Here is a 10647-nt window from a genome sequence, read left to right on the forward strand (position 1 = left end):
GCCTGCCCAGTCTTTCCAAAGTGCGTATAATCCGCCGTCATGACCCGAACCCGAACTCCCCGTACCCCTCAAAAACGCCCGACCGGCCGCTCTCGCGCCTGGCTGGGCTGGGCTTTGAAGCTCAGCCTGGTAGGCCTGGTGATCGTCGCCGGCTTCGCGGTTTACCTCGATGCCGTTGTCCAGGAAAAGTTCTCTGGCAAGCGCTGGACCATCCCGGCCAAGGTGTATGCACGGCCGTTGGAGCTGTTCACCGGCCAGAAACTGAGCAAGAACGACTTCCTCACCGAGCTCGACGCGCTTGGCTACCGGCGTGAAAGCGCGGCCAACGGCCCGGGGGCGGCGGCCGTCAACGGCAACACCGTCGACCTCAACACCCGTGGCTTCCAGTTCTACGAGGGCATGGAGCCCGCGCAGTTCGTGCGCGTGCGGTTCTCCGGCGATTACGTGGCCGGCCTTTCCGGGGCCAATGGCAAGGCGCTTGACGTGGTGCGCCTGGAGCCGCTGATGATCGGCGGTATCTACCCGAAAAACCTTGAAGACCGCATTCTGATCAAGATCGACCAGGTGCCCAAGTACCTGCTCGAGACCCTGGTTGCCACGGAAGACCGCGACTTCTACAGCCACCATGGCGTGTCGCCCAAGTCCATCGCCCGGGCCATGTGGGTGAATACTTCATCCGGCTCGATGCGCCAGGGTGGCAGTACCTTGACCCAGCAGTTGGTGAAGAACTTCTACCTCAGCAGCGAGCGCAGCCTCAGCCGCAAAGTGACCGAAGCGATGATGGCGGTGCTGCTCGAACTGCATTACGACAAGCGCGAAATCCTCGAGGCCTACCTCAACGAGGTCTTTGTCGGGCAGGACGGCCAGCGTGCCGTGCACGGCTTCGGCCTGGCCAGCCAGTTCTTCTTCAGCCAGCCGCTGTCGGAGTTGAAGCTGCACCAGATCGCCTTGTTGGTGGGCATGGTCAAGGGCCCGTCCTACTACAACCCGCGGCGCTACCCTGAACGTGCCCTGGCCCGCCGCAACCTGGTGCTCGACCTGGTGGCCGAGCAAGGCGTGGCCAGCCAGGAGGAGGTCGATGCAGCGAAGAAGATGCCGCTGGGCGTGACCAAACGTGGCAGCCTGGCCGACAGCTCGTTCCCGGCCTTCCTCGACCTGGTCAAGCGGCAGTTGCGCCAGGACTACCGCGATGAAGACTTGACCGAGGAAGGCTTGCGTATCTTTACCAGCTTCGACCCGATCCTGCAGATGAAGGCCGAAGCCTCGATGAGCGAGACGTTCAAGCGCCTGGCCGGGCGCAAAGGGTCGGACGAGGTCGAATCGGCGATGGTCGTGACCAACCCGGAAACCGGTGAGGTACAGGCCCTGATCGGCAGCCGCCAGGCAGGTTTCGCCGGCTTCAACCGCGCCATCGATGCCTCGCGGCCGATCGGCTCGCTGGTCAAGCCGGCTGTCTACCTGACCGCGCTGGAGCAGCCGAGCAAGTACACCCTGACCAGCTGGGTGCAGGATGAGCCGTTTTCGGTCAAAGGTGGCGACGGTCAGGTCTGGCGCCCACAAAACTATGACCGCCGCCCGCACGGCACGATCTACCTGTACCAGGGGCTGGCCAATTCCTACAACCTGTCGACTGCCAAGATCGGCCTGGAAGTGGGGGTGCCAAACGTGATCAAGACCATCGGCCGGCTGGGGGTGAATGTCGACTGGCCAGCCTTCCCGGCCATGCTGCTGGGGGCTGGCGGCATGTCGCCGATGCAGGTCGCGACCATGTACCAGACCATTGCCAATGGTGGCTTCAACACGCCGATGCGCGGTATTCGCAGCGTGCTCACCGCCGAGGGCGAACCGCTCAAGCGCTACCCGTTCCAGATCCAGCAAACCTTCGACCCGGGTGCCATCTACCTGGTGCAGAACGCCATGCAGCGAGTGATGCGCGAAGGTACCGGGCGCTCGGTGTACAACACCTTGCCGCGCTCGTTGACCCTGGCGGGCAAGACCGGTACCAGCAACGACTCGCGCGACAGCTGGTTCTCTGGTTTCAGCCAGGATTTGCTGGCGGTGGTGTGGATGGGCCGCGACGATAACGGGAAAACACCGTTCACCGGCGCCACCGGTGCCCTGCAAGTATGGACCAGCTTCATGAAGAAGGCCGACCCGCTGCCGCTGGACATGCCGCAACCGGACAACGTGGTACAGGCCTGGATCGACCCCTATAGCGGCCAAGGGTCTGACGGCAGCTGTCCGGGAGCGGTACAGATGCCGTATATTCGCGGCAGTGAACCGCCCGCCGGCGCAACCTGTGGCGGCGAGCAGAATCCAGCTGAATCGGTCATGGACTGGGTCAAGGGCTGGATGAATTAAGCGCAGGCTGCATTGATGAGGTGTGACGTGAACAAGTGGCTGTTTCCTGCCGTGACGGCGCTGGCTGTGCTCCAGGGGTGCTCCAGCGTCCCGCGCGGCAATATTCCGGTGGTCGATTCGAGCACCCGCGTGTCGAACAGCGAGCGCGTGTCTGCCAACCGCTCGGCGGGTGGTTACAACGCTGGCACCGCGCAAGCGCAAACAATGCCTGAGGATTCCGGCGTCACCGTGATGATCCCGCAGGGCGCAGGCGCTTCGGGCATCCAGACCTTCCCGGCGGCCAATGGCGCGGCGCCGATCAGCACCGCGCCGATCACGCCGGGGCCGATCACTACCGGGCCGGCCACGTCGGCGCCCATGACCACCAACCCCAACCCGATCGCCGACGAACCGTTCGATATCGCGGCGATGAACAGCGCCCCACAAAGCACCAGTGCCCCCACCGGTATTCCGCGCAGCAACACGGCTGCAGGTGGCCTGGCGGCTGACGAGCAACTGGACGGCCCAGTACTGGCACTGCTGACCACCGCCACCACCCAGCAGGGCAGTGGCGATTTCAACGGTGCTGCTTCCAGCCTGGAGCGTGCCCAGCGCATTGCCCCGCGCGAACCGCAGGTGCTCTACCGCCTGGCCCAGGTGCGTTTGTCGCAAGGCGATGCCCCGCAGGCCGAGCAGCTGGCGCGTCGCGCCCTGACCTACGCCAATGGCCGCCCCAGCCTGCAGGCCGAACTGTGGAACACCATCGCACAAGCCCGTGAAAAGCAGGGCGATAGCGCTGGCGCCGCCTTGGCCCGGCAAAAAGCGCGGGTCAGTTCCTGATGATCGAGCAACGTATTCTGGACATCGCCGACCACCTGCTGCTGATCGAGCGCGAGCTGCAGGTGCAAGGCTGGTGGGAGGACGAGCCACCGAGCGACGAGGCGCTGGCCAGTACGGTGCCCTTCGCCGTCGATACCTTGCGTTTCGAGCAATGGCTGCAATGGATCTTCCTGCAACGCATGAAGATCATCATCGAGCTCGGCCAGCCGCTGCCAAATGCCTCCAGCATCCTGGTCATGGCCGAAACGGTGTTTGCCGACCGGCCGGAGCAAAGTCGTGAGCTGCGCCGGCTGTTGGCAGCTTTTGACCAATTGATCGCTCCTTCTGCCTGATTTCTTCAGTTTTTTCGTCAAGGGCCGCAGATTGTGGCCCTTTTTTATGGAAATCTTATTAATTCTGCTGCTGAAGCGATTTTTAGTGGTTGCAAGAATTCATCTCGGGGAAAAATTGGCAATAATTTTTCTTGACTTGTGCGCGCCGAATCACAAGAATCCAACTTCCGCTTTAGAGGGACTGCCAGAAGCAGACCCGCTAAGCAGATCATGAGGCGCACACCCGCGCCGACCTGTTACACCCCGCAACGCGTTACCTCGCGCTGGGTGGGAAAACCCCGCAACACTCTGGGGCGCTCCCAATACTTGCTCAGTCAGTGCTGACGTTCGCTCATGCTCTGCTTGGCAGTAAACCTATTAAGACCCGTCCTGAAGGGGCGGTATTCTGGCGTTTTAGAGGTGAACAACGTGGAGCTTTTATCTGGCGCTGAGATGGTCGTCCGCTTCTTGCGTGACGAAGGCGTTAAGCACATCTACGGGTACCCTGGTGGTGCTCTCCTGCATGTTTACGACGCGCTGTTCAAAGAACCGGAAGTGGAACACATCCTGGTTCGTCACGAACAGGCGGCAACCCATATGGCGGACGGCTACGCCCGCGCCACCGGCAAGGCCGGTGTGGTGCTGGTAACCTCCGGCCCGGGCGCGACCAATGCCATCACCGGTATTGCCACCGCCTACATGGACTCGATTCCGATGGTCATCCTGTCCGGCCAGGTGCCTAGCACCATGGTAGGTACCGATGCCTTCCAGGAAACCGACATGATCGGTATCTCGCGGCCGATCGTGAAGCACAGCTTCATGATCAAGCACCCGACCGAGATCCCTGAAATTCTGAAAAAGGCGTTCTACCTGGCGCAATCCGGTCGCCCAGGTCCAGTCGTGGTCGACATTCCAAAAGACATGACCAACCCGGCTGAAAAGTTCGAATACGTCTACCCGAAAAAGGTCAAGCTGCGCTCGTACAGCCCAGCGGTCCGTGGCCACTCCGGCCAGATCCGCAAGGCGGCCGAGATGCTGCTGGCTGCCAAGCGCCCAATCGTCTACGCCGGTGGCGGTGTGATTCTGGGCGGTGGCTCCGAAGCGCTGACCGAAATCGCCAAGTCGCTGAACCTGCCTGTCACCAACACCCTCATGGGGTTGGGCGGCTTCCCGGGTACTGATCGCCAGTTCCTCGGCATGCTCGGCATGCACGGCAGCTACACCGCCAACATGGCCATGCACAATGCCGACGTGATCTTCGCCGTCGGTGCGCGTTTCGACGACCGCGTGGTCAACGGCCCGGCCAAGTTCTGCCCGAATGCCAAGATCATCCATGTCGATATCGACCCGGCGTCGATCTCGAAGATGATCAAAGCCGATGTGCCTATCGTTGGCCCGGTCGACAGCGTGCTCAGCGAAATGCTCGGCATCCTCAAGGAAATCGGCGAGCAGCCCGACAAGGCCGCGCTGGATGCCTGGTGGAAGCAGATCGACGAGTGGCGTGGCAATGGTGAGCTGTTCCCTTACGACAAGGGCGACGGCAATGTCATCAAACCGCAGAAAGTCATCGAGACCCTCTGCGAAGTGACCAAAGGCGATGCCTTCGTCACCTCCGACGTAGGTCAGCACCAGATGTTCGCGGCGCAGTACTACCGTTTCAACAAGCCGAACCGCTGGATCAACTCCGGTGGCCTGGGCACCATGGGCTTCGGCTTCCCGGCGGCGATGGGCATCAAGCTCAACTTCCCGGACCAGGACGTGGCCTGCGTGACCGGCGAAGGCAGCATCCAGATGAACATCCAGGAGCTGTCCACCTGCATGCAGTACGGCCTGCCGGTGAAGATCGTCAACCTGAACAACGGGGTGTTGGGCATGGTCCGCCAATGGCAGGACATGGCCTACAACGGTCGTCACTCGCACTCGTATGTCGAGTCGCTGCCTGACTTCATCAAGCTGGCCGAGGCCTATGGCCATGTGGGTATCCGCATCACCAGCCTGAAGGACCTCAAGCCGATGCTGGAAGAAGCGTTTGCGATGAAGGACCGCCTGGTATTCATCGACATCGCGGTTGACCGCAGTGAGCACGTCTATCCGATGCAGATCAAGGATGGCTCGATGCGTGACATGTGGCTGAGCAAGACGGAGCGTACCTGATATGCGGCATATCATTTCCCTGCTGCTGGAAAACGAACCCGGTGCTTTGTCCCGTGTGGTCGGCCTGTTCTCCCAGCGCAACTACAACATTGAAAGCCTGACCGTGGCGCCGACCGAAGACCCGACCCTGTCGCGTCTGACCCTGACCACCGTTGGCCATGACGAAGTGATCGAACAGATCACCAAGAACCTGAACAAGCTGGTCGAAGTGGTCAAGCTCGTCGACCTGTCGGAAAGCGCCCACATCGAGCGCGAGCTGATGCTGGTCAAGGTCAAGGCCACCGGTGCCCAGCGCGCCGAGATCAAGCGCACCACGGATATCTTCCGTGGCCAGATCGTCGATGTGACTGCCAGCGTGTACACCGTACAACTGAGCGGTACCAGCGACAAACTGGACAGCTTCATCCAGGCCATCGGCACCGCATCGATTCTCGAAACCGTGCGCAGCGGCGTTACCGGCATTGCCCGTGGCGACAAAGTGCTCAGCATCTGAATTTAAAAATTAGCGATGGCTCCGCAGGGGGCCGAGATATAACCAGGGGTATTTTCATGAAAGTTTTCTACGATAAAGACTGCGACCTTTCCATCATCCAGGGCAAGAAAGTCGCCATCATCGGTTACGGCTCCCAGGGCCACGCTCAGGCGTGCAACCTGAAGGACTCCGGTGTAGACGTTACCGTCGGTCTGCGTAAAGGTTCGGCTACCGTTGCCAAGGCTGAAGCCCACGGCCTGAAAGTTGCCGATGTTGCTACCGCTGTCGCTGCGGCTGACCTGGTGATGATCCTGACCCCGGACGAGTTCCAGGGCACGCTGTACAAGAACGAAATCGAGCCGAACATCAAGAAGGGCGCTACCCTGGCCTTCTCCCACGGTTTCTCGATCCACTACAACCAGGTTGTGCCGCGCGCCGACCTGGACGTGATCATGATCGCGCCGAAAGCGCCAGGCCACACCGTGCGCTCCGAGTTCGTCAAGGGCGGTGGTATCCCTGACCTGATCGCGATCTACCAGGACGCTTCGGGCAACGCCAAGAACGTCGCCCTGTCCTACGCCGCTGGCGTGGGTGGTGGCCGTACCGGCATCATCGAAACCACCTTCAAGGACGAGACCGAAACCGACCTGTTCGGTGAGCAGGCTGTTCTGTGCGGCGGTACCGTAGAGCTGGTCAAAGCCGGTTTCGAAACCCTGGTTGAAGCTGGCTACGCGCCGGAAATGGCCTACTTCGAATGCCTGCACGAGCTGAAGCTGATCGTTGACCTCATGTACGAAGGCGGTATCGCCAACATGAACTACTCGATCTCCAACAACGCAGAGTACGGTGAGTACGTCACCGGCCCGGAAGTCATCAACGAAGAATCCCGCAAGGCCATGCGCAACGCACTCAAGCGCATCCAGGACGGCGAGTACGCGAAGATGTTCATCTCCGAAGGCGCCACCAACTACCCATCGATGACCGCCAAGCGTCGTAACAACGCTTCGCACGGCATCGAGATCATCGGTGAGCAACTGCGCTCGATGATGCCTTGGATTTCGGCGAACAAGATCGTCGACAAAGCCAAGAACTAAGTAGCATCGCAACATGAAAAACGCGGCTTCGGCCGCGTTTTTTCGTTCTGGCAGTCAGCATCTGGTATAAAGCAGACCAGTGGCCTGCCGTCAGAACCTGTTTCGCGGGCCCGTGTCGAACATTTTCCACCCTGTTGCAAGGTACCCTCCATGAGCGAACGTCCCGAAGAGCCGAACAAGCCCTCCGACGCCGAAAGCCTGCTACCGGTCGATGAGCACGTTGAAGAAGGCCATGACGCCGAAGGTCGCAAAGTGCGCCACCGCGGCATCTACCTGCTGCCCAACCTGTTTACTACCGCCAACCTGTTTGCCGGCTTTTATTCCATTATCAGCTCGATGAGCGCACAGAGCGCCCTGAGCGCTGGTGACCCGCGTGAAGCGAGCAAGTATTTCGCGTTTGCCGCCATTGCCATCTTCGTGGCCATGGTGCTTGACGGCCTCGACGGCCGTGTCGCGCGCATGACCAACACCCAGAGCGCGTTCGGCGCCGAGTACGACTCGCTGTCGGACATGGTCGCCTTCGGTGTGGCCCCGGCGTTGCTGGCCTTCGGCTGGGCGTTGGGTGATATGGGCAAGGTTGGCTGGATGGTCGCCTTCATCTATGTTGCCGGCGCTGCGCTGCGCCTGGCACGCTTCAACACCCAGGTCGGCACCGCCGACAAGCGCTACTTCATCGGCCTGGCCAGCCCGGCTGCCGCGGGTGTTGTGGCCGGCACCGTGTGGGCGTTCAGCGACTACGGTATTCAGGGCTCCAAGCTGTCGTTCCTGGTGGCGCTGTTGGTGGCGGCTGCAGGCATGCTGATGGTCAGTAACATCAAGTACAACAGCTTCAAGGAGCTGGACCTCAAGGGCCGTGTGCCATTTGTGGCCATTCTTGCCGTAGTGCTGGTGTTTGCCGTGGTGTTCAGCGACCCGCCGCGTATCCTGCTGCTGATCTTCCTCGCCTACGCGGCTTCGGGGCCTATCCAGTTCCTGCTCAAGTCGCGCCGCCGTAAAGCGTAAAAAACGCTTAACGCTGGAATAACCCGCCGGCTCCATAGTCTTACTGGTACGTCCGTTACCCAGTGCTATGGAGCCGCTCATGCTCATCAAGCTTCCCAGGTCGTCCGAGTGCAAGGCATCGGAGATCACCCCCGAAGGCATTTACCTGTCCCGTCGTACCTTGTTGGGTGGCTCGTTGGCCGGCCTGGCCCTGGGCGCATTGCCCAGTGTTGGTCGTGCGGCCGAGGCCAGCCGTTATGCCGATGTCGAGCCGGGTAGGGCGCCTGGCTGGTTCACTGAAAAGCTCGGCGCCACGCAGTGGCAGGCAGTCACGGCCAAAGGGGAGGCGATCACGCCGTTCAAGGACGCTACCCACTACAACAACTTCTATGAGTTCGGCCCCGACAAGGGCGACCCGGCGGCCAATGGCGACAGCCTGAAAACCGAGCCTTGGTCGGTTGTGGTGGATGGTGAAGTCGGCAAGCCTGGGCGCTATGCCCTGGAAGACTTCGTCAAACCCTACCAGCTTGAGGAGCGCATCTACCGGCTGCGTTGTGTAGAGGCCTGGTCGATGGTCATCCCGTGGCTGGGGTTCCCATTGGCTCAGGTACTGAAGCAGGTCGAGCCTACTTCGAAGGCCCGTTACGTGCGTTTTGAAACGCTGAAAGACCCGGAGCATATGTCTGGCCAACGCTCGGGCTTTGCGCTGATTGACTGGCCTTATAGAGAAGGGCTGCGGCTGGACGAAGCGATGCACCCCTTGGCGGTTCTTGCTGTAGGCATGTATGGCCGCGAGTTGCCCAACCAGAATGGTGCACCGCTGCGGCTGGTGGTGCCGTGGAAGTATGGTTTCAAGAGCATCAAGTCGATCGTGCGCATCAGCCTGGTGGCCGAGCAGCCCGGAACTACCTGGCAGGGCCTGGCACCCGATGAATATGGGTTCTACGCCAATGTGAACCCCACTGTCGATCACCCGCGCTGGAGCCAGGCGCGGGAGCGGCGGCTGCCTAGCGGGCTTTTCAGTCCCAATGTGCGGGAGACGCAAATGTTCAATGGCTATGCCGACGAAGTGGCCTCGCTCTATGCCGGGCTCGACCTGCGGAAGAACTACTGATGCGCTATCCCTGGTTTCGTCTGGCGATCTTTATTGTGGGCTGCCTGTTCCCTGCCTGGTGGTTGTACGAAGCGGCAACGGGGTTGCTGGGGCCTGACCCGGGCAAGATCATGATGGACCGGTTGGGGCTTGGCGCGCTGATCTTCCTGCTGGTGACCTTGAGCATGACGCCGCTGCAGAAGCTGACGGGGTGGTCGGGTTGGATCGTGGTGCGGCGGCAGCTGGGGTTATGGGTGTTTGCTTATATCGTGCTGCACATTCTCTGTTACCTGTTCTTCATTCTCGGGCTGGATTGGGGGCAGTTGGCGGTGGAGCTGCGCAAGCGGCCTTACATTATTGTCGGGGCGCTGGGGTTTCTTGGGTTGTTGGCGTTGGCGGTTACCTCGAACCGGTATAGCCAGCGGCGGCTTGGGGCGCGGTGGAAGAAGCTGCACAGGTTGGTGTACGCGGTGTTGGGGTTGGGGTTGCTGCATTTCTTGTGGATCGTGCGTTCGGATCTGCGGGAGTGGGCGGTTTATGCGTTTGTTGGGGGGGTGTTGATGGGGTTGAGGATTCCGGCGGTTTCGCGGAGGTTGGCTGGGTTGGTCAGGCGGTAGGGGGGGGTGAGTTGGGTTCAGGTTGGGCAATGGGCCTGTCTATAGATAGTGGTGGGGTTGGGAGGCGTACGCCGCAACACCTTCAGTGCCTGCGAGATCGAGCGCCGCCCGCGCGGCGCTCGATCTCGCAGGCACTGAAAATGTTGTGGCGAACACTTCGCGGCCTCAAAACAGCCTTCGCCTGGAATACTTCAAATAAATGAAATTAAAGGTTGACGCCCTCTCGAATCCCCTTATAATGCGCCCCACTTCCAGCGACAACGGAACGACAAACTCCTTGAAATTCAATGAGTTAACCGATTCGGAAAGCGCTGTAAGGGCTACGATCAAATGATCGAATGCGGTTGAGATGATGGTTGACAGCGCTTCTAAACGCTGTATGATTCGCCTCCCGCTACGAGAGATCGCAGCGAGTCAAGTGTTTGAAGCTAAACGAGTTTCTCGCAAAAAACTTCAAAATAAACGCTTGACAGCAAATGAGGAAAGCGTAGAATGCGCGCCTCGGTTGAGACGAAACGCTCTTAACCAACCGCTCTTTAACAAATCGAATCAAGCAATTCGTGTGGGTGCTTGTGAGTACGGACTGATAGTCAAAAAGATTATCAGCATCACAAGTGGCCATGCGAGAAATCACATAGTCATTTGAGATTGCTGAGCCAAGTTTAGGGTTTCTTAAAAACCCAAGCAGTATTGAACTGAAGAGTTTGATCATGGCTCAGATTGAACGCTGGCGGCAGGCCTAACA

The 10647-nt window shown here is 60.1% G+C and carries 9 protein-coding genes; all 9 read left to right on the plus strand.

What is annotated here, in order from left to right; genetic code table 11:
- Positions 1-39 precede the first annotated feature (39 nt).
- The 9 genes from mrcB to msrQ all read left to right on the plus strand — a co-directional run bounded on the left by mrcB (position 40) and on the right by msrQ (position 9902).
- Positions 40-2361, plus strand: coding sequence for a penicillin-binding protein 1B (gene mrcB / locus DMX12_RS18270; RefSeq protein ID WP_110679076.1), 2322 nt, complete (start codon positions 40-42; stop codon positions 2359-2361).
- A 15-nt stretch (positions 2362-2376) separates the two neighbouring features.
- Positions 2377-3180: a tetratricopeptide repeat protein gene (locus tag DMX12_RS18275; RefSeq protein WP_110679077.1), complete on the plus strand. Its 804-nt coding sequence runs from the start codon at positions 2377-2379 to the stop codon at positions 3178-3180.
- Positions 3180-3512, plus strand: a complete 333-nt coding sequence (locus tag DMX12_RS18280) for a YqcC family protein (protein WP_009685384.1) — start codon at positions 3180-3182, stop codon at positions 3510-3512. Before DMX12_RS18275 ends, DMX12_RS18280 begins: the two co-directional genes overlap by 1 nt.
- 408 nt (positions 3513-3920) lie before the next feature.
- A complete protein-coding gene (locus DMX12_RS18285) occupies positions 3921-5645 on the plus strand; it encodes an acetolactate synthase 3 large subunit (protein WP_009685385.1) in 1725 nt (574 codons plus the stop codon).
- Position 5646: 1 nt separating this feature from the next.
- Positions 5647-6138, plus strand: coding sequence for an acetolactate synthase small subunit (gene ilvN / locus DMX12_RS18290; RefSeq protein ID WP_003250040.1), 492 nt, complete (start codon positions 5647-5649; stop codon positions 6136-6138).
- Positions 6139-6194: 56 nt separating this feature from the next.
- Positions 6195-7211 (plus strand): ketol-acid reductoisomerase, encoded by a 1017-nt coding sequence (gene ilvC / locus DMX12_RS18295; protein WP_009685386.1) that lies wholly within the window; start codon positions 6195-6197, stop codon positions 7209-7211.
- A 150-nt stretch (positions 7212-7361) separates the two neighbouring features.
- A complete protein-coding gene (pssA, locus tag DMX12_RS18300) occupies positions 7362-8213 on the plus strand; it encodes a CDP-diacylglycerol--serine O-phosphatidyltransferase (RefSeq protein ID WP_009685387.1) in 852 nt (283 codons plus the stop codon).
- A 79-nt stretch (positions 8214-8292) separates the two neighbouring features.
- On the plus strand, positions 8293-9306 hold the full coding sequence (msrP, locus tag DMX12_RS18305) for a protein-methionine-sulfoxide reductase catalytic subunit MsrP (protein ID WP_110679078.1): 1014 nt from the start codon (positions 8293-8295) through the stop codon (positions 9304-9306).
- Complete coding sequence (msrQ, locus tag DMX12_RS18310; protein WP_110679079.1) at positions 9306-9902, plus strand: protein-methionine-sulfoxide reductase heme-binding subunit MsrQ; 597 nt, start codon at positions 9306-9308, stop codon at positions 9900-9902. The genes msrP and msrQ overlap by 1 nt, the downstream gene beginning before the upstream one ends.
- The last annotated feature ends 745 nt before the right edge of the window (positions 9903-10647 follow it).

Origin of the sequence: Pseudomonas sp. MB-090624 (assembly GCF_003205245.1) — a bacterium.
Lineage (GTDB): Bacteria > Pseudomonadota > Gammaproteobacteria > Pseudomonadales > Pseudomonadaceae > Aquipseudomonas > Aquipseudomonas juntendi.